At 65.1% G+C, this 19,209-nt stretch carries 15 protein-coding genes; 10 read left to right on the plus strand and 5 right to left on the minus strand.

Going from position 1 to position 19,209, the window contains the following annotated elements; genetic code table 11:
- The first annotated feature begins 3 nt into the window (after positions 1-3).
- The 8 genes from K410_RS0114600 (at position 4) to K410_RS0114635 (ending at position 9,357) form a co-directional block, all read left to right on the plus strand.
- Entirely contained in the window at positions 4-945 is a 942-nt protein-coding gene (locus tag K410_RS0114600) for an ABC transporter permease (RefSeq protein ID WP_028135573.1), read from the plus strand.
- On the plus strand, positions 942-1,865 hold the full coding sequence (locus K410_RS0114605) for an ABC transporter permease (protein WP_028135574.1): 924 nt from the start codon (positions 942-944) through the stop codon (positions 1,863-1,865). The genes K410_RS0114600 and K410_RS0114605 overlap by 4 nt, the downstream gene beginning before the upstream one ends.
- A 42-nt stretch (positions 1,866-1,907) precedes the next feature.
- Positions 1,908-2,897, plus strand: coding sequence for an ABC transporter ATP-binding protein (locus K410_RS0114610; protein WP_028135575.1), 990 nt, complete (start codon positions 1,908-1,910; stop codon positions 2,895-2,897).
- On the plus strand, positions 2,894-3,892 hold the full coding sequence (locus tag K410_RS0114615; protein ID WP_028135576.1) for an ABC transporter ATP-binding protein: 999 nt from the start codon (positions 2,894-2,896) through the stop codon (positions 3,890-3,892). The genes K410_RS0114610 and K410_RS0114615 overlap by 4 nt, the downstream gene beginning before the upstream one ends.
- Before the next feature lie 244 nt (positions 3,893-4,136).
- Positions 4,137-5,582 (plus strand): xylulokinase, encoded by a 1,446-nt coding sequence (gene xylB / locus K410_RS0114620; RefSeq protein ID WP_028135577.1) that lies wholly within the window; start codon positions 4,137-4,139, stop codon positions 5,580-5,582.
- Between the two features lie 130 nt (positions 5,583-5,712).
- A complete protein-coding gene (locus K410_RS0114625) occupies positions 5,713-7,236 on the plus strand; it encodes a sugar ABC transporter ATP-binding protein (RefSeq protein WP_028135578.1) in 1,524 nt (507 codons plus the stop codon).
- Entirely contained in the window at positions 7,229-8,269 is a 1,041-nt protein-coding gene (locus K410_RS0114630) for an ABC transporter permease subunit (RefSeq protein ID WP_028135579.1), read from the plus strand. Before K410_RS0114625 ends, K410_RS0114630 begins: the two co-directional genes overlap by 8 nt.
- A 140-nt stretch (positions 8,270-8,409) precedes the next feature.
- On the plus strand, positions 8,410-9,357 hold the full coding sequence (locus K410_RS0114635; RefSeq protein WP_028135580.1) for an ABC transporter substrate-binding protein: 948 nt from the start codon (positions 8,410-8,412) through the stop codon (positions 9,355-9,357).
- A 91-nt stretch (positions 9,358-9,448) separates the two neighbouring features.
- Here K410_RS0114635 and K410_RS0114640 read toward each other — a convergent pair whose 3' ends face one another.
- The 3 genes from K410_RS0114640 to K410_RS0114650 all read right to left on the minus strand — a co-directional run bounded on the left by K410_RS0114640 (position 9,449) and on the right by K410_RS0114650 (position 13,747).
- The gene (locus tag K410_RS0114640; protein WP_028135581.1) at positions 9,449-10,984 is read right to left on the minus strand and encodes a glucosamine inositolphosphorylceramide transferase family protein; all 1,536 of its coding nucleotides are present in this window, start codon (positions 10,982-10,984) and stop codon (positions 9,449-9,451) included.
- Between the two features lie 28 nt (positions 10,985-11,012).
- Complete coding sequence (locus K410_RS0114645) at positions 11,013-12,188, minus strand: glycosyltransferase family 4 protein (RefSeq protein ID WP_028135582.1); 1,176 nt, start codon at positions 12,186-12,188, stop codon at positions 11,013-11,015.
- 212 nt (positions 12,189-12,400) lie between these two features.
- Positions 12,401-13,747, minus strand: a complete 1,347-nt coding sequence (locus K410_RS0114650; protein WP_028135583.1) for a lipopolysaccharide biosynthesis protein — start codon at positions 13,745-13,747, stop codon at positions 12,401-12,403.
- 463 nt (positions 13,748-14,210) lie between these two features.
- Here K410_RS0114650 and K410_RS0114655 point away from each other — a divergent pair, with 463 nt between their 5' ends.
- Positions 14,211-15,434 (plus strand): FAD-dependent oxidoreductase, encoded by a 1,224-nt coding sequence (locus K410_RS0114655; RefSeq protein WP_028135584.1) that lies wholly within the window; start codon positions 14,211-14,213, stop codon positions 15,432-15,434.
- Between the two features lie 28 nt (positions 15,435-15,462).
- Here K410_RS0114655 and K410_RS0114660 read toward each other — a convergent pair whose 3' ends face one another.
- Entirely contained in the window at positions 15,463-16,599 is a 1,137-nt protein-coding gene (locus K410_RS0114660; protein WP_028135585.1) for a GNAT family N-acetyltransferase, read from the minus strand.
- Between the two features lie 994 nt (positions 16,600-17,593).
- On the opposite strand from K410_RS0114660, the gene K410_RS0114675 reads away from it, so the two are divergent.
- Complete coding sequence (locus K410_RS0114675) at positions 17,594-18,883, plus strand: c-type cytochrome (RefSeq protein ID WP_028135586.1); 1,290 nt, start codon at positions 17,594-17,596, stop codon at positions 18,881-18,883.
- Between the two features lie 56 nt (positions 18,884-18,939).
- On the opposite strand, the gene K410_RS0114680 is transcribed toward K410_RS0114675, so the two are convergent.
- Entirely contained in the window at positions 18,940-19,206 is a 267-nt protein-coding gene (locus tag K410_RS0114680) for a hypothetical protein (RefSeq protein WP_028135587.1), read from the minus strand.
- Positions 19,207-19,209: the final 3 nt, after the last annotated feature.

The raw sequence follows: 19,209 nt of genomic DNA on the forward strand, positions 1-19,209 counted from the left end.
CAGATGCTCTCCTACATCCTCCGTCGCATCGTCGCGACCCTGCCGGTCATGGCGATCGTCGCGCTGTTCGTGTTCAGCCTGCTCTACATCGCGCCGGGTGATCCCGCCGTGGTGATCGCGGGCGACCAGGCAAGTCCGGAGGATGTGGAGCGCATCCGCCAAAGCCTTGGTCTGGACCGGCCGTTCCTGATCCAGTTCGGAAGCTGGGTCTGGCGCATCCTGCACGGCGATCTCGGCACCTCGATCTTCACCAATCTGCCGGTGTCGGCAATGATCGGGCAGCGCCTCGGACCGACGCTGTCGCTGATGATCGTCACGCTGCTGCTCACGATCGTGGTGGCGGTGCCGCTCGGCGTGGTGGCGGCGTGGAAGGCCGGCAGCCTGATCGACCGCGTCATCATGGGCTTTGCCGTGTTCGGCTTCTCGCTGCCCGTCTTCGTGGTCGGCTACATGCTCGCCTACATCTTCGCGCTCGAGCTCGAATGGCTGCCGGTGCAGGGCTATACGCCTCTCAACCAGGGCTTCTGGCCGTGGCTGGAGAATTTGATCCTGCCCGCAATCGCGCTCGGCTGCGTCTATATCGCGCTGGTCGCGCGCATCACCCGCGCGGCCATGCTCGAAGTGCTGCAGCAGGACTATATCCGCACCGCGCGCGCCAAGGGCCTCGGCCAGGGCGGCATCCTTTTCATTCACGCGCTGAAGAACGCGGCGGTGCCGATCGTAACGGTGATCGGGATCGGCATCGCGCTGCTGATCGGCGGCGCGGTCGTGACCGAGAGCGTGTTCGCAATTCCGGGCCTTGGCCGGCTCACGATCGATGCGATCCTGCGACGCGACTATCCCGTCATCCAGGGCATCGTGCTGCTGTTCAGCTTCGTCTACGTCCTCGTCAATCTGATGATTGACGTCATTTACACGCTCGTTGACCCGAGGATCCGCTATTGACCGACACGACCGTCAATCCGCAATCGCTTCCAGCCGGGTTCGTGCTTGCGCCACAACTGCCCGAAATCCTGCGGCCGGTCACGATCCGGCGCGGTTTCCTCGGATTCCTGCGCGGTCATCCCACCGTTGCGATCGGCGGCGCATTGCTGCTGACGCTGGTGCTGATCGCGGTCTTTGCACCCTATCTCGGGTCGGTCGATCCGACCGCGCTGGCGCCGGCCAAACGCACGCGCGCGCCGTCGGCCGATTTCTGGTTCGGCACCGACGTGCTCGGCCGCGACATCTATTCGCGCGTGCTTTACGGCGCGCGGGTCTCGCTCACGGTCGGCCTGTCCGTCGCGATCTTCGCGTCCGCCGCCGGCCTTGCCATCGGCATGGTCTCCGGCTTCATCCGCTGGGCCGACGGCATCCTGATGCGGTTCATGGACGGGTTGATGTCGATCCCGCCGATCCTGCTCGCCATCGCGCTGATGGCGCTGACCCGCGGCAGCGTCGGCAACGTCATCCTGGCGATCACCGTTGCCGAGATCCCGCGTGTCTCGCGCCTCGTCCGCAGCGTGGTGCTGTCGCTGCGCGAGCAGCCTTATGTCGATGCGGCGGTCGCCTGCGGCACGCGCACGCCGATGATCATCCTGCGCCATATCCTGCCGAACACGGTTGCACCCATGCTGGTGCAGGCGACCTATATCTGCGCCAGCGCCATGATCACCGAGGCGATCCTGTCCTTCATCGGCGCCGGCACGCCGCCGACCATTCCCTCCTGGGGCAACATCATGGCGGAGGGCCGCGCGCTGTGGCAGGTCAAGCCCTACATCGTGTTCTTCCCGGCCGCGTTCCTGTCCGTCACCGTGCTCGCCGTGAACCTGCTCGGCGACGGTCTTCGCGATGCGCTCGACCCGCGCATGGCCAAGAGCCTGTGATGTTGCCTGTAATGTTGCCTGTGATGGACCGAGGTTGACGCAATGGCGCTGCTCGAAGTCGACAACCTCCAGACCCATTTCCGCACCCCCGGCGGCATCAACCGCGCGGTCGACGGCGTATCCTTCCATGTCAATGAAGGCGAGACGCTGGCCATCGTCGGCGAATCCGGCTGCGGCAAGTCGGTGACCTCGATGTCCCTGATGCGGCTGATCCCGGAGCCGCCGGGCCGGATCGCAGGCAGCATCCGCTTTGCGGGCAGGGACCTCCTCAAGCTGTCCGATCGCGAGATGCGCGCCATCCGCGGCAACGACATCTCGATGATCTTCCAGGAGCCGATGACGAGCCTCAATCCGGTCCTTACTGTCGGCCGCCAGATCCGCGAGACCTTGATGATCCATCAGGGCCTCGACAAGCAGGCCGCCGAAGCGCACGCGATCGAGATGCTGACGCTGGTCGGCATCCCCGAGCCGAAGCGGCGGGTGCGCGAATATCCGCACCAGCTCTCCGGCGGCATGCGCCAGCGCGTGATGATCGCCATCGCACTCGCCTGCAATCCGAAGCTGCTGATCGCGGACGAGCCCACCACCGCGCTCGACGTGACGATCCAGGCCCAGATCCTCAAGCTGATGCTGGACCTCAAGCGCCGGGTCGGCGCCGCGATCATCCTGATCACCCACGATCTCGGCGTCGTCGCCGAGATCGCCGAGCGCGTCATGGTGATGTATGCCGGCCGCAAGGTCGAGGAGGCGCCGGTGGCCGAGCTGTTCCGCTCCCCGCGTCATCCCTACACCCAAGGCCTGTTAGGCGCGGTGCCGCGGCTCGGCTCCTCGCTGACGGGCACCGCGAGGCGGCTGGCCGAGATTCCGGGGCAGGTGCCCGATCTGCGCAAGCCGATCGCCGGCTGCGTCTTCGCCGGCCGCTGCGCGCTCGCGACCGATCTGTGCCGGCAGTATGCGCCGGGGCTCGAAGAGAAGGGCCCGCGCCACATCGCCGCCTGTCACTACGCGGCCAAGGGGGCCGTCGCGGCATGAGCCCTCCGCTGCTCCAGGTCAACGACCTCAAGAAGCATTTTCCGGTCAAGGCCGGGCTGTTCAGCCGCAAGTCCGAATTCGTCTATGCGGTCGACGGCGTGTCCTTCGAGATCGCGCGCGGCGAGACGCTGTCGCTGGTCGGCGAGTCCGGCTGCGGCAAGTCGACGGTCGGCCGCGCCATCCTGCGCCTGTTCGATATCACCGCAGGGCAGGTGATCCTCGACGGCCAGCGTATCGACGATGCCGCGCCGAGCACGATGCGCCAGATGCGCCGGCGCGTGCAGGTGGTGTTCCAGGATCCGTTCTCCAGCCTCAACCCGCGCATGCGGGTGCGCGATATCCTGGCCGAGCCGATCCGCAATTTCGGCCTCGCCAAATCCGCCGAGGATCTCGAAGTTCGCCTCACAGCGCTGATGGACACCGTGCGATTGCCGCGCGAGGCGCTCAATCGCAGGCCGCACGAATTCTCCGGCGGCCAGCGTCAGCGCATCGGCATCGCCCGGGCGCTGGCGGCAGAGCCCGAGCTGATCGTGTGCGACGAGGCGGTGTCCGCGCTCGACGTCTCGGTCAAGGCGCAGATCGTCAATCTGCTGCAGGATCTCCAGAGCGAATTCGGCCTCGCGCTTTTGTTCATCAGCCACGACCTCGCGGTCGTCGAGCACATGACCCACCGCGTCGCGGTGATGTATCTCGGCAAGATCGTGGAGGTGGCGCCGCGCCGCGAGATATTCGCCGCGCCCAGACATCCCTATACCAAGGCGCTGCTGTCCGCGGTGCCGTTGCCCGAGCCGGGTGCCCAGCGCAACCCGATCATCCTCAAGGGCGACGTGCCGAGCCCGATCAACCCGCCGAAGGGATGCCGCTTCCACACCCGCTGCCCGCTCGTGTTCGATCGCTGCCGGGCCGAAGAGCCGGTGCTTCGCGCAGCCGGACCCGAGCAATGGGTAGCCTGCCATCTCGACGAGGCCGCGCCAGCGGCGAGCCCGGAAGGGTGAGTTTCGCGCTGGAAATTCGTCAGCAGAAACAAACCCCGTTCTACTGTGCATGGGGTTGTTTTCGCAGTTTTGATGTGGTGTGAGGGCGCCAGAGGTTGAACTCGGCAGCCTTTCCAAAGCTGTCGAGATCTCTGAAGTCGCGATGATCTACCCGCCGATGTTGCCATCATCGTTCGCCGCATTGGCCGATGCACCGCGGAGCCGGGGACCTGGATCGACGCGGCGAAGTGAGCGGGAAGCATCCATGTATCTTGGCATCGATCTCGGCACCTCCGCAGTCAAGACCGTTCTCGTCGACGACGCCCAGCGCGTGATTGCAAGCGCGAGCCGGCCGCTGACGATCGCCTCGCCGCAGCCGGGTCATTCCGAGCAGGATCCCGCGCAATGGATCGAGGCGGCCTTCGCCACGCTGGATGCCCTGAAGGCGAGCCATGCCGGCGCGCTGGCGGCGGTCGAGGGCATCGGGCTGTCCGGCCAGATGCACGGCGCCACGCTGCTCGATGCGAGCTTACGTCCCTTGCGGCCTTGCATCCTCTGGAACGACGGACGCGCGGCGGCGGAGTGCCGTATCCTGGAGCAACGCTGGCCGGCCTTGCGTGCGGTGACCGGCAACAAGGCGATGCCGGGATTCACCGCGCCAAAGCTGCTCTGGATCGCGACGCATGAGCCCGAGATCTTTGCGGCGACCAAGCTCGTGCTGCTGCCAAAGGCATATTTGCGCCTGGTGCTGTCGGGCGAGGCCGTCGAGGACGTCTCGGATGCATCGGGATCGCTATGGCTCGACGCCGCGCGCCGGGACTGGTCGGACGCCGCATTGGCCGCGACCGGCCTGACGCGCGAGCACATGCCGCGTCTGGTCGAGGGCTGCGCGCCCGCCGCAACGCTGCGCGCCGAGCTCGCGCGGCGCTGGGGCATGACAAGGCAGCCGGTGATCGCGGGCGGTGCCGGCGACAATCCGGCGGGCGCCGTCGGCATCGGCGCGGTCCAGCCGGGAACCGCGTTCGTCACGTTGGGAACATCGGGGGCGCTGCTGGCGCCGACCGCCACGATCGCCGCCAATCCGGATCGCGCGGTGCATACGTTCTGCCACGCCATTCCCGGCATGTGGATTCAGGCCGGCGCGATCCTGTCGGCCGCCTCCTGCCTCGCCTGGGCCGCGCGCCTGTTCGGCGTCACCGAGGCCGAGTTGCTGGCGCCGCTGGGATCACGCCCGCAGGCGCCGTCGCCGGTGAGCTTCCTGCCGTATCTCGCGGGCGAGCGGACGCCGCACGACGATCCCGCGGTGCGCGGCATGCTCGATGGCTTGAGCCATGGCACCGATCGCACCGCGATCGTGCAGGCGGTGCTCGAAGGCGTTGCCTTCGCACTGGCCGATTGCCGCGACGCGCTCGCGGATGCCGGCATCGTGATTGCGGAAGCCGACGCCATCGGCGGCGGATCGCGCTCGCCATTCTGGCTCTCGGTTCTTGCAAACGTGCTGAATGTTCCGATCCATCGCTTTGCCGGCGGCGAGACCGGCGCGGCGTTCGGTGCGGCGAGATTGGGGCGGCTTGCTGTCACGGGTGAGGCAATCGCCGCCGTGTGCACGCGGCCGCAGCGCGTCGAGACGTTCGAACCTGACGCCGGGCTGGCGGATGCCTACGCCGAGCGGCTTCCCGCCTGGCGCGAACTGTATCGGCCGCGCCACTAGCGCCGCCGCGATGCTGCGTTCGCTCGTGTTCAGCCTTGCCCTGCGCCGCGGCCTTTTGTTTAATGCGTGAACCGCGCTGACAAGAACGATAGAGACGCGGGTGGGAAACGCATTGTGCGCGGGAGGCACGATGAACGATCCGATCCTCGAGATGCGCGGGGTGTCAAAATCTTTCTTTGGCATCAAGGCACTGCGTGGCGTCGATCTCACCGTCTACGCCGGCGAGATTCACGCCTTGATGGGCGAGAACGGCGCCGGCAAGTCGACGCTGATGAAGATCCTGTCCGGCGCCTACAAGCCTGATCCCGGCGGCGAGATCCGCATCGAAGGACATCCGGTTCGGATCGAAGGTCCGCTCGGCGGCCGCGCGGCGGGCATCTCCATCATCTATCAGGAGCTGTCGCTGGCGCCCAATCTCAGCGTCGCGGAGAATATTTATCTCGGACGGGAGATCTCGCGTTCAGGACTGCTGGCGCGCGGGGAGATGCGCGAGGGCGTCGGTCCCATTCTGAAGCGGCTCGGCGCAGACTTCCTGCCGTCGACGCTGGTGGCGCATCTGTCCATGGGCCAGCGGCAATTGGTGGAGATCGCGCGTGCGCTGCACGCCAGATCAAAAATTCTGATCATGGACGAGCCGACCACCGCGTTGTCGGCCGGCGAGACTGCGCGGCTGTTCGCGCTGATCCGTCAGCTCAGGGCGGAGGGGCTTGCCATCATCTACATCTCGCATCGCATGGACGAGGTCTACGCGCTCGGCGACCGCGTCACCGTGCTGCGCGACGGCCGGCTGGTCGGCTCGCTCGACAAGCCCGAGATCCGTGCCGACACCATCGTGCGACTGATGGTCGGGCGCGACGTCTCGTCGTTCTACAAGAAGGATCACGATCCCGATGCGGGGCGTGGACATCCCGTGCTCGCTGCGATCGACATGGCCGACGGCCAGCGCGTCAAGGGCTGCTCGCTGACCGTGCATGCGGGCGAAGTGGTCGGGCTCGCCGGCCTGATCGGCGCCGGCCGCACCGAGCTTGCCCATCTCATCATCGGCGCGCAGCCAAAGACCTCCGGCCGGCTCGAGCTGGAGGGACACCCGGTCGAGATCCGCAACCCCGGCGCGGCGCTCGAGGCCGGGATCGCCTATCTGACCGAGGACCGCAAGGCGCTCGGCCTGTTCCTGGATATGTCGTGTCTGGACAACATCAACCTCGCGGTGCTCGGCCGCGACGCCAAGCTCGGCTGGTTCCTCGATCGCGACAAGGCGCGCGAGCGCGCCGAGAGGGCCTTCGCGGGCCTCAGCATCCGCGCCGCCAATGTCGGCGTTCCGGCCGGTGGCCTGTCCGGCGGCAATCAGCAGAAGCTGCTGCTGTCGCGGCTTCTCGCCATCGCGCCGAAGGTCCTGATCCTCGACGAGCCGACGCGTGGCGTCGATGTCGGCGCCAAATCCGAGATCTATTCGATCATCGACAATCTGGCCAAGGCTGGCACCGCCATCCTCGTCATCTCGTCCGACCTGCCCGAGATCATCGGCATCTGCGACCGTGTCGTCGTCATGCGGGCCGGCCACGTCGCAGGCGAGGTGAGGCGCGGACCGAATTCGCCGCTGACACAAGAGGACATCATGGCGCTTGCCACGGGGATGGAGCATCTCGATGCCTGACAACGGTGCTGCGGAGGTCCGGTCCGACCTGACGACGACCAACGGTGCTGCCGCCGAGACAAAGCGCCAGCGGGTAAGGATGCTGATCAGCGCGCTCGGCATGCTGCCGGTGCTGTTGATTCTCTGCATCGGCTTCCATTTCCTGTCCGAGGGCCGCTTCTTCACCGGACAAAATCTCGGCATCGTGTTGCAGCAGGCCGCAGTGAACACCGTGCTCGCCGCAGGCATGACCTTCGTCATCCTCACCGGCGGCATCGATCTCTCGGTCGGCTCGATCCTGGCGGCCTCCGCGATGGCCGGATTGACGCTGTCCAAGCTGCCGGAGCTTGGCGTGCTGTGGCTGCCGGCCGCGCTGCTCACCGGTCTTGTCTTCGGTGTCGTCAACGGCGCGCTGATCGCGCTGCTCCGCCTGCCGCCCTTCATCGTCACGCTCGGTTCTCTCACCGCGGTTCGCGGCCTCGCGCGACTGCTCGGGGCCGACACCACCGTGTTCAATCCGTCCATTCCCTACGCCTTCATCGGCAACGGCTCGCTGACACTCGTTCCCGGCGTCGCGTCGATCCCGTGGCTCTCGGTGATCGCCTTGCTCGTCATCCTTGTCTCGTGGCTGGTGCTGCGCCGGACCGTGCTCGGCGTGCACATCTATGCGGTGGGCGGCAACGAAAGCGCGGCGCGGCTCGCGGGCATCAAGGTCTGGGCCGTGCTGATCTTCGTCTATGGCATCTCCGGACTGTTCGCCGGGCTCGGCGGCGCCATGCAGGCGGCGCGGCTCTACGCCGCCAACGGCCTGCAACTCGGCCAGTCCTACGAGCTCGATGCGATCACCGCCGTAATCCTGGGCGGCACCTCGTTCGTCGGCGGCATCGGCTCGATCTGGGGGACGCTGGTGGGCGCGCTGATCATCGCGGTGCTGTCGAACGGCCTCATCCTCGTCGGTGTCTCCGACATCTGGCAATATGTCATCAAGGGCCTGGTAATCATTGGCGCCGTGGCGCTCGATCGTTATCGGCTGCAAGGCTCCGCCAGAACCTGAGGGCTCCGCCAGAACCTGAGGGCTCCGCCAGAACTTGAAAGGCTCCGCCAGAACCTGAAGGCTCCGCCAGAACTTGAAAGCTTCCGTTGCGGCAACTGGTCTGCCGTGCCGGGAAAGAAGACAGACCAGGGAGGAAGTCCATGTTGAAGACGATCATGCTCGCCGGCGCCGCGACGGCGCTTGTTCTCAGCACCGCGCCGTCCTCGGCCAAGGAGCTCAAGTCGATCGGCGTCTCGCTGGGGTCGATGGGTAACCCGTTCTTTGTCGCGTTGTCGAAGGGCGCCGAGTTCGAGGCAAAGAAGACCAATCCCAACGTCAAGATCACCACGGTCGGCTTCGAATACGATCTCGGCAAGCAGGTCACCCAGATCGACAATTTCATCGCCGCTGGCGTCGATCTGATCCTGCTCAACCCCGGCGACCCCAAGGCGATCGGGCCGGCGATCAAGAAGGCGCAAGCCGCGGGCATCGTCGTCGTCGCGGTCGACACCGCGGCCGAAGGCGCCGATGCCACCGTGACCACGAACAACGTGCAGGCTGGCGAGATCTCCTGCCAGTACATCGTCGACAAGCTCGGCGGCAAGGGCGACGTCATCATCGAGAACGGGCCGCAGGTCTCCGCCGTGATCGACCGCGTCGTCGGCTGCAAGAACGTTCTGTCGAAGAATCCAGGCATCAAGGTGCTGTCCAGCGACCAGGACGGCAAAGGCTCGCGCGAAGGTGGCCTCACCGTCGCGCAGGGCTATCTGACCCGCTTCCCCAAGATCGATGCTATCTTCGCCATCAACGACCCCCAGGCGATCGGCACCGACCTTGCGGCCCGCCAGCAAAACCGCAGCGGCATCATCATCACCGCGGTCGACGGCGCCCCCGATATCGAGGCCGCGCTGAAGGATCCGCAGTCGCCGCAGATCCAGGCCTCGGCTTCGCAGGACCCGTTCTTCATGGCGCGGCGGGCCGTGCAGGTCGGTGTCGGCATCCTCAATGGCCAGAAGCCGGCTTCGACCGTCGAGCTTTTGCCGTCCAAGCTCGTGACCAGGGACAACGTCGCCCAGTACAAGGGCTGGACCTCGGATCGTTCGCAGTAAGCGCCGTCGTTGCTGACGTGCAGACTACGAGACAGCGGGCGGTGTGCTTGATGCGCGCCGCCCGTATCGTGATAGCCGACCCTGATCCGCGTCAGCGCGCCGCGGAAGGATTGGCTCGCGCGGGCAACACAGTCGACGGAGATTTGCTGGTAAAAGCACGGGTCTTGGGTTGGACCCGTGAGCCGTCGATTACTTCAAGCCGACCGCAGCGGTTCAGGGTGTGGAGCTTCCTGCCGGGCCACGCCGGTCCGGGCTTAAGGGAATGGCGCACGGTCTGCCTGAAGGCCGTCGGCGACAGTTCGACCACTTCCGCCAGCGCGAGCGCCGCGCCGTATCCGTCGGCGCAGTTCTGGACCGGACGCCACAATTTATCGTTGATGGTGACGAAATTCCCTGCCGGCCGCGTGCTCGCGCGGTCGATCAGGACCGGATTGCTGGCATGGGGCAACCAAGGCCCCAGGAGGTGCTCCGCGTAGTAAATCGCCAGCGAATCCGAATAGCCGCCGGTGCCGTCGCGCCAGGCGCCGAACAGATAATGCAGGCCGTTGTGCTGCGTGATCGTCGCGTCGGCCAGCTCGAGACCGGACAGCAGCGTCGCGTGCCGCTCCCATTTGTCGGGGAAGCGGACGCATTTGTAGAGGGCGACGTCGCCGTGCGTCGAGCTCTCCGGGATCATCCACAAGGCGCCGTCGTGTTCGATCAGGAACGGATAGGAGAGATGCCAGGGCTCCTCCAGCACCGGCACGGCCTCGCCGACCGGTCCGTTGTCACCGAACTCGACCGCCGAAATGATGCCTTTTCCGACGCGGTGATCGAGGTCCTCGAAGAAGACGAATGTTCGTCCCTGCCACGTGATCGGAAAGGGATCGGCGTAGAAGTGGTTTCCGGGATCCTTCAGAACGTTCCAGCCCGGACCTGAGAGATCTCCGGTCTGCCAGACCCCCGCGCCGTCATTGAAGCGCCATCCGACATGCCAATGCGGGGCATAGCAGCAGAGACGATAGATCTCCTTGGCGATCGATACGGCGAGGCCGCGCACGACATAGGCCGTCGGCTGCCGGCCGACGCCTGCTCCGGCGGGGCGCGCCAGTTGCGGCACGATGCGCGGCCGTCCCGACAGGATCGCCGCCACCATGGTCAGGGTTCGCGCCATGACGGTTTCGAGCGCGCCGCTGAGGCCTGCGGCAATTTCGCCGGACGGATGGCCGCGATCGACGACCGAGCCGTCGACCTCGTTGATGATCTCGATCACCGGCAGGTCGCCGGCCAGAATGGCGGCGAGCGCGGCATTCTCGCCGGCAACTCCGTTGAACAGCGGACGGAGATACAGCCGAGCGGAGCTGCCCGGATCGCGCGCGCCGCCGGTGAAATCGACGATCACGTCGGCGGTCTCGGTATGAGCCTGCGTGCGCTGCGGAATGACGTCGAGCCTGTTGGCGCCACTGGGCTTGCCCCTGTGCAACACCACGCGTTCGAGCTCGAAAAGGGTGTCGAGGCCTGCGGGCCGCGGCTCGGCATTTGTGGTCCACGCGATTTGAACCGGAACATCGCGGCCGTCGATCGACAGCGTCTCGCGGCTCATCCACCGCCGCGCGTAGTCCCGTTCACAGCGAAACTCGATGATCATGTCGAGCCGATCTATCCAAGGTTTCAGGTCAAATGACCTCGTCGAGAATACGAACGTATTCCTCCACCATGGCATCTACCGAATAGCGCAGCCTCAGGCCTTTGGCGTTTTGTCGCAGCGCCTCGCGCAAATCTTGGTCCGTCAGCAGCCTGGAGACGGCCGCCGCGAGCTTTGCGTGCTCGGAGGCATCGACGAAGAGCGCAGTCGGCCTGCCTTCGTAGGACAGCACTTCGCGCAAGACGGGAAGATCGGTCACGACGGAGGGAACACCTGCGTTGGCAGCCTCGACCGCGGCCAAGCCGAAGGTTTCGGCCTGTGTCGGGAACACGAACACGTCGAGACAGGCGAGGAAGTCCGCCATCCGGCTGGGGGGAATCTCGCCGAGCAGATGTAGCCTGTCGGAGACCTTCAGCTCATCCGCCAGCAGCTTGAGCCGGGCCTCGTCGGCGCCCTGGCCGGCGAGAGCGAGATGCCAGGACGGCTCATCTGGCAGCAGACGTATCGCCAGGTCGAGCCGCTTGTGCGGATGCAGCCTCGCGGCGCAGCCGAGCAGGACGCGATCGGGCGGCAGATTGAATGTCTGCCGTGCAGCGTCCTTCGACAGGGTGAGGGCCTTGTCGTCGAAGCCGTGCGGCACGTGCACCATGCGCGACCGGTAGGCTGCGGGGTAACGCGAATATTCGCGCTCCATGTCCTTCGAATTGAGCGTGATGCGGTCAAAGAAGCCGAGGCTGCCCATGACGATGTCGGCGGTGCGGACCGGCCGGCTCATCGCCAGCGCGGATGAAACCTGATTGGCGACGACAGGTGCGCGGCTGACGAGGCGCGTCATGCCGGCGCCGATGACGTTGCCGAAATGCTGGAACGTCAGGACGGCGTCGGGCCTGATGGTCCTGATGTGACGGCCGAGCGTCCAGAGCATGCGAAGCAGCGCCACCGGATTGCCCGGCCGGCTCGGCGCGCAATAGAGCGTATCGGGCGGCTCGTCGAACGAATCCGATTTACGGAAGAAGAACAGATTGGTGACGCGGTAGCCGCGCGCGGTCAGCCCGGCGCCGAGCAGCCTGGAGATCTCCTGCGCGCCAGCGTTCTCGGCCTGTGTTTGCGCGAGCAGCACGTGCGGCTTTGGTCCGCCATGGTTCGACCGCGCGGGTGCGGTCGCAGTCGGCTCGCCCAAATCCTTGTTCGGCTGATAGTGCAGCACGGCTCCCGATCCGCTCAAGAAACGAAATCTTCACCTTCTTAACTCCGTACCTATCATGCGGGCATCGCGCGGACACTGGCTAGCCACAAACGGAGTTAATGCGAGGCGCGACCGTCGACATCGATCACGCAGTTATTTCGCTGGTTCCCGGACGCTGCGCAGCGAGCGCGTTAACCAATCGGTCTTGCGCGCCGCTGATGCGTGAACGCGAGCTAGTCGCCGGAGTCGGCGCCGCGTACGGCATAATTGCCGCGTTTGATGGCGCTGAAGCGCAGCAGCACCAGAATTGAGGGATCGACCCCTGAGCGCCGACGGCAGATCACATTCAGGGCAATGGTTGCGAGCGCCAGCGACACCGTGGCGGAAATCGCCGCGCCAAGCAGGCCGAGCCAGGGAATGAGGACAAGAAATCCCACGAGCCGCAGTGCGACGTTCGCAGCCACGACGGGAACATAGATTCGTTCGTGGCCTGTCAGCTGCAGGATCGCAGCTGCGGGGCCGCCCGCGGCCTGGATGGCGGTGCCGACTGCCAGCACGATCAGGACCGAATGCTGCTCGGTGAAATGGGGTCCGAACAAATTGAGGAGATAGGTGCCGCCGATCCAGACCGTGGCGAGTCCGGCGGCCACGCACAGCGCGGTCACTTCCGCCATCAACCGCAGGGTCCGCTCGAACTCCCGATGATTCTTGCTGAAGTACAGTGAGGGCAGCCGGCGCGCGCCGAATGTATACAACGCTGCCGAGACCATGGCGAAGATGTTGGCGAGGCGCGAGGCGGCAAAGTAGATGCCGGCCGTCGTCGGATCCAGCATCCAGTAGACCAACACGACGTCTAAATACTGAGTGGCGACCTCGAGGATCGATGCAAGCCAGAAGTGCAGGGCACTCGATCGCCAGCGTGACGTCTCCGAGCGCGCGGGCGTGCTACGCAGATCCGGCAGCACGCGCGCGACGGATACGATCTGCGCAACAAGGCCAACCGCCATGGCGATCGTCATCGCCGCGAACAGCTCGACCGGATCGAGTTGGCGATGGGCGAGCAGCATCACGAGCAGGAACAGGACGACGATGGCCCGCCAGAGGAATTCGCGGTTTCCTTCGCCCATGAGAATGCTGACCAGCGAGCGCGCGATCTGGCTGCCGAGCATCAATCCGGCATTGACGGCGGTGAAGGCCGACACTGCAAGGATCAGCAGCCACCAGTCGCCTCTCAAGCTCGCGGCGACGGCGATCCCGCCGATCACGATCAGCATTGCGACGGACGCGATCTTCAAGCTCGATTGGAGTACGCCTTTGGTAAGGTCCGGCCTTTTGCCGACCTGATACTCGTTCAGGAATCGCACCAGCAAGGATTCCTGTCCGACCAGCCCCACGACGGCCGCGATCTGTGCGACCGAAAGCCAAGTCGCAAAGATGCCGAAGCCGTCGGGCGACATCGTCCGCGCCGCCAGCGAGAACAACGCGAACGCGAGCACGCCGCTGCCAACCTTCAGGAGGATGGTTCCGACGACACCGCGCGTGACGTCACGCCGCAACAATTGAAGGATGGATTCGATCATGGAAATTTAAGGAGCTGCTCTCTCCTGAGAGGACGTGTTCGGACGCCGACGGCAATCTAGCATGCGGAAAAATCGCGAGTGTTAATGGGTGGCAAGCGGGATCCTGCCGGCGACATCAGCCTCGTGGTTCCAATTGCTTCACTGTGAAACATCGCCGTCCTCGTTGTCTCAAATAGAGCAGGACTTGGCCGGACCGAATGAAGGCGTAGCGCCATATCGACGGCCGATAACGGCGAAGATCGGTCGTTCGAATGCGGGTTGGCCCGTCCGGATCGGACACCGCGCTACCGAACACCCAAGTTACGGGAATCCCGAGCAAGAGGCGTGCCGGCCATCGTCGCGACAGCCGGCTCGCAGCTCCGTTAACCTCGATAGCGAGAAATGATCGCGTTTGATCCTGCGATGCGACATCAGGCCGGAGAATTGCACGTGCGACTTTAGTTGACCGTGGGAGCCTTGGATCATGACGGCGGACAGAACCGGGACCGAGCCGATCGCCAAAGCCGGCACTTCGAGGACCGATGCGGACATCGCGATCGTCGGCGGCGGCCTTGCGGGATCGCTTGCGGCGGCCGTGCTGGCGCGGGCAGGGCACCGCATTGCCCTGATCGACAAGCGCGCGGTCTATCCGGACGAATTCCGGGTCGAGAAGATCGGCGGGCATCAATTGGCGATGCTCCGCAAGCTGGGCTTCCTCGGCGCGCTCGAGAATGTTGCCTGTCGATATGATCAGGTGCTCAATATCCGGGAAGGCAAGGTGGTCGACGTCAGCGTCGGTCAGGCCTACGGCTTTCCCTATGCCGATCTCGTGGCCATGGCGCGCAGCCAGATGCCCGATCCATCCGGCCTGATCGTCGACGAGGTCACTGCGATCAGCTGCAGCGACGACGTCCAGCATCTCGAACTGGCCTCCGGACGGCGCGTGACCGCGCGCCTCGTCGTTCTCGCCACAGGCATGTCGGAAGCTGTTGCTTACAAGCTCGGGATCAGACGGCGCGTGCTGGCCGAGCGCCATTCGGTGTCGTTCGGCTTCACGATCGTCCGCCAAGATGGTCGCCCGTTCGATTTCGAGGCGCTGACCTGTTATGGTGAACGCACGGCGGACGGCATCGACTATCTCAGCCTGTTTCCGGTCCGCGCCGGCATGCGGGCCAATCTCTTCATGTTCCGCGACCCGACCGATCCGATCATGCGCGAGCTGCGTCGCGAGCCGGAGACGACAATCTTGCGCCTGCTGCCGGGATTGCGGCCCTATCTCGGTGACTTCCGCGTCATCGGCCGGGTCCAGAACTGGGTGATGGATCTGACCGTCGTCGAGGGACACCTGCAGCCTGGCGTCGTGCTCATCGGCGATGCATTCCAGACCAATTGTCCTGCCGCCGGCACCGGCGTCGCGCGCCTGCTGGTGGACGTCGATCGTCTGTGCACCGAATATGCGCCGCGATGGCTCATGACATCAGGCATGGGCCAGGAGAAGATTTCGCAGTTCTATTCCGATCGCGACAAGATCGCGGCGGATCAGCAGTCGCTGAAGTTGGCGCGCTTCCGCCAGGCCCTGACGTCCCGCGACGATATCGGCTGGGACGTCCGGCGCCGGTTGCACTTCCTGCGCCGCAGCCTGGCACATCGTGTCGATCAGATGCATCCGGGCTGGCTCGGGCGTGTTCGCGGCGCGCTGCGCGCCTGAGTCTTGTGGCCGTTTGTCTGCCGCCGGATCAGCGCGTGGGCGTCGGCGTGCGGGCGGGCAGGAGCCGCAAGTCCGCTAGCCGCTTGGCCGCCAGCTTCAGCCAGGGCGCCTGCTTCAGCGCGAACAGGGCGATGGTGCCTGCCGGACTGCCGGCCTGCGTGACCGCCCACATCGGCGACGGCTGTCCGCCGAACAATTTCTTGTATGGCTCGTCACCAATGGTGAAATCGAGCATCTGATCGCCGCGCTCGATACAATCCCGCGCCACCTGCTCGAACATCTGTGCGCCGATCGACTGGCTCTTGTACCCGGCAATGTCGAAGGCGCTCATGATGACGAGGAAGCTGCCCCGATGGCACAGTCCGAGCACGGCGGCGATCACTTCTCCATCCATCTTCATGGCGTAGAGGCGCACGAAGCTGCCGAGGCCACGGAGGGCCACGTCGGAATAGAAGCCGAAATATTCGGGGCGCTGAAGCAGGTCGCCGTCGCCTTGTGCCTGAAAGCGCGGACCGCGAAACTTCTTCATCACCTCCAGTGTTTCGAGCACGGAGGCGCCGTCGGTGCAGCATGAGAAGCTCAGCGCGCCTTTCTTCTGGAGCTGGCGATACTTCTTTGCGAGCTCCTTCTGATAAGAGCGATCGATCGCGCTGGCCCGCCATTGCTCGAATGGTGCGACGAGAACCGTCGCGTAGGCATTGGTGTCCATCGACACGCGGCGCGAGGCAGCCAGGAGTTTCTCGATCGGAAGCCGCGCGTCGGGCAGCTTGGTCATGCGCAGCAGATCGAACGGGCGAACCAGGCGCCGAATCTCCGCGCATGCCTCCGCGTCGTCGAGCAATTGCGAGAACACCTCCGGGCTGCAAACCGGTGCCAGATAATCGGAGACGCGCAAATCGGCAAACTCGACCGTTCGGATCGGCCCGCGCCGGATCCGCAGCAGGGGCAGCACCATCGCAAGCGCCCCCGTCGCGCGGGTGCGGACCACGACGACCAGCGCTGTCGCGCCGGCATCCGAGGCGAGCCTGGTGTAGAGGCTGTGCAGCCAGATCGGATGCTGGAACGCGGTCGCGGCCGAGCGATCGAACAGCTCGGCATATTCCGGGGACAGAAAGTCGAACGCTTGCTCGATGACGATGTCGAACGTGTTGCTAGGCTTGTTCATGCGCAATCAAGGACACCGGGCAATTCGCGAAGATCGATCGAACCGTCGCTGCGCTTTATAGCAGGCTCGTTACGGGCGAGACACCAGCACTGTGCGATTTGCATCAATGCGTTCAACCATGTTGGTATTGTTACCAAACTCTTAAATCTCAGGCCCGTTTGGATATCGTGCCCCGATCGCAGTGGTTCATGGACCTCGACCGCGAGGATTGCAGCGGCAAGATCCTGCAATTGCGCCATGCCGGCAAGTTGCGGCTGATCGCCGTGACGAGCGATCGGCGGTTGCGCGGCGTCACAATGTAGGCATGAGCCCGGATCGCGTGTCGCGAGGAATCGATCCAGCTGTCTGGCGCGATGTCATAGGCGGACGCTGCTCGTCGCAAACGCTTGGGCGGCGGGCTCCTCGAATCTGTTCAAGATCACCATCCCCGCAATCGCGATCAGTACGGCCGCGACACAGCCAAGCAGAAAGGCCTTCATCTTCAGACTCTCTCGATCGGAACATCAAGCCATCTATACGATACATCCTTGATGTGACCAGCCGGAAACCAGCGTCCCGGCGATGCCAAAAGTCGGTTATTGCGGTGCACGCTCCGGAACGGAACGCGGCTTGGCCGATTTCAGTACGGATATGGGAGGATTTCGCGTGAAACTGCTGACAACGTCTTTGTGTCTCGCAGCACTTTGCCTTTCCGGAAGCGTCTGCGCACAGCCCGCACAATCCGGCTCATCGGCTGCGCACACCCCGCCCGAGGACAAGGGCCAGCTCCAGCCGCAAGGCTGGACCGGTCCGATCAATACAGGATCGGGTGGCGCGCCCGCCGAAAGTCCGCAAGGTCAGAGCCCGCCTGGAATGCAGGCTGCGCCCGAGGGGTCGTCGAAAACCACGACGGCGCCGGCCAAGTAAGCCCGTTAAGTAGGCCGGTTCCGATATTCATCTCAGCCGGCTCTTCTGGCAATCTTGTGAGCGCGGATGTGACCGGGGCCGGCCAGGAATGACCAGATCACCTTTGTGCGCGACGTTGGCCGCCGCACTGTGGGCCGTCTTTGCCGTCGCATCCGCGCACGCCGACATGGCGGGACACGGTGGCCCGATACGGGCGCTTGCCGTTTCCGCCGACGGCGACGAGCTTCTGTCCGGGGGCTTCGACACGTCCGCGATCCATTGGTCGCTCAGGACGGACAGCGCAGTGCAAGTGCTTCGGTATCATGCCGATGGCGTCAATGCGGTCGCCCTGCTGAAGGGCCACCGCATGATCACGGCCGGCGCGGACGCACGGATTGCGCTGTGGACGGCGGGCCGGCCGCAGCCGGACCGCGTGCTGGAGGGGCATGCCGCGCCGATCGTGGCGCTTGCCGTCTCGCCCGATGGATCGCTTCTCGCCTCGGCATCGTGGGATCGGACGGTGCGGCTCTGGTCGCTGTCGGACGGCACCTCGCGTGTGCTCGAAGGGCATTCGCAGAACGTCAACGGCGTCGCCTTCACGCCGGACGGCAGGCTTGTCAGCGTCGGCTACGATCTTGCGCTGCGCATCTGGCGTTTGCCGGATGGCCAGCCCGAAATCGTGACGTTGCCGGCGCCGCTGAACGCCGTGGCCGTGGCGCCGGACGGTGAGATCGTCACGGCTGCGGTCGATGGCAGGCTGCGCATGTTGACCGGGGAGGGCAAAGTCAGCGGCGAGGTCGCGGCCGGTCCCACGCCGGTGGTGGCCTTGGCACTATCGGCGGACGGCGCCTTGATTGCCGCGGCCGGCATCGGCGGCACAGTGGCGATCATCGATCGCAGGTCGCGCAGCCTGCTGCGAACATTGATCGGACCTGGACTGCCGGTGTGGTCGGTGGCCTTCCTGCCGGATCGCGAGACGCTGCTGACGGGTGGCGCGGACGGCAAGATCAGACGCTGGAATGCGCGCACCGGCGAGCCCATCGGCTCGATCCTGGCAGGATCGCCGCCCGATCCGCTCGCCGCCTATGCCGGCGATCATGGTGCCGATGTGTTCCGGGCATGCGTTGCCTGTCATACGCTGTCGGAGAAGGAGGTGCAGCGCGCAGGTCCGACGCTTGCCGGATTGTATGGCCGCAAGATCGCGTCGCTGCCGGGCTATCGTTTCTCCGATGCCCTGAAGATGATGGACATCATCTGGACGCCGGAGACGGTTGCGAAGCTGTTCGAAATCGGGCCGAACGCCTATACCCCCGGCACCAAGATGCCGGAGCAACGCATCGGCTCGGCCGAGGATCGCCGCGCGCTCACCGATTTCCTCGGCCGGGTGACGTCGCGCTAGAGCTGCTCCGCAAAAGCGCGCAGCGGTTTTCCGGAAAGATCATGAGCAACCGCCGCTCAGATCGAATCCCAATTATCCATCGGTAGATCCTTCATCTCCGGATGTTGCTTGAGGATCTGAATGACGTCGATGCCGGGGTGTTCCTTGAGCGCTTCCGCGACGCAATGGTTGACGTATTTGCGGCGCGACAGCCAGGCGATCTTTTTGCCCTTGGCTTCGGCTTTGCAGCCGACGATCGCCTGCTTCAGGGCGACCTTCTGTGCCTTGGTCAGCGGCGGAGCGGCAGCTTCGGCCGCGCCGCCCGCGAGAGCGATGGAAATCATGCA

Source organism: Bradyrhizobium sp. 22 (assembly GCF_000482425.1).
Classification (GTDB): Bacteria; Pseudomonadota; Alphaproteobacteria; order Rhizobiales; family Xanthobacteraceae; genus Bradyrhizobium; species Bradyrhizobium japonicum_B.

Bases quoted from the DNA above. Each gene is read 5' to 3' on its own strand.
- K410_RS0114615 (WP_028135576.1), top strand. From the start codon at position 2,894: ATGAGCCCTCCGCTGCTCCAGGTCAACGACCTCAAGAAGCATTTTCCG.
- K410_RS0114600 (WP_028135573.1), top strand. From the start codon at position 4: ATGCTCTCCTACATCCTCCGTCGCATCGTCGCGACCCTGCCGGTCATG.
- K410_RS0114675 (WP_028135586.1), top strand. From the start codon at position 17,594: ATGACCAGATCACCTTTGTGCGCGACGTTGGCCGCCGCACTGTGGGCC.
- K410_RS0114635 (WP_028135580.1), top strand. From the start codon at position 8,410: ATGTTGAAGACGATCATGCTCGCCGGCGCCGCGACGGCGCTTGTTCTC.
- K410_RS0114630 (WP_028135579.1), top strand. From the start codon at position 7,229: ATGCCTGACAACGGTGCTGCGGAGGTCCGGTCCGACCTGACGACGACC.
- K410_RS0114655 (WP_028135584.1), top strand. From the start codon at position 14,211: ATGACGGCGGACAGAACCGGGACCGAGCCGATCGCCAAAGCCGGCACT.
- K410_RS0114650 (WP_028135583.1), bottom strand. From the start codon at position 13,747: ATGATCGAATCCATCCTTCAATTGTTGCGGCGTGACGTCACGCGCGGT.
- K410_RS0114610 (WP_028135575.1), top strand. From the start codon at position 1,908: ATGGCGCTGCTCGAAGTCGACAACCTCCAGACCCATTTCCGCACCCCC.
- K410_RS0114640 (WP_028135581.1), bottom strand. From the start codon at position 10,984: ATGATCATCGAGTTTCGCTGTGAACGGGACTACGCGCGGCGGTGGATG.
- K410_RS0114680 (WP_028135587.1), bottom strand. From the start codon at position 19,206: ATGATTTCCATCGCTCTCGCGGGCGGCGCGGCCGAAGCTGCCGCTCCG.
- K410_RS0114625 (WP_028135578.1), top strand. From the start codon at position 5,713: ATGAACGATCCGATCCTCGAGATGCGCGGGGTGTCAAAATCTTTCTTT.
- xylB (WP_028135577.1), top strand. From the start codon at position 4,137: ATGTATCTTGGCATCGATCTCGGCACCTCCGCAGTCAAGACCGTTCTC.
- K410_RS0114660 (WP_028135585.1), bottom strand. From the start codon at position 16,599: ATGAACAAGCCTAGCAACACGTTCGACATCGTCATCGAGCAAGCGTTC.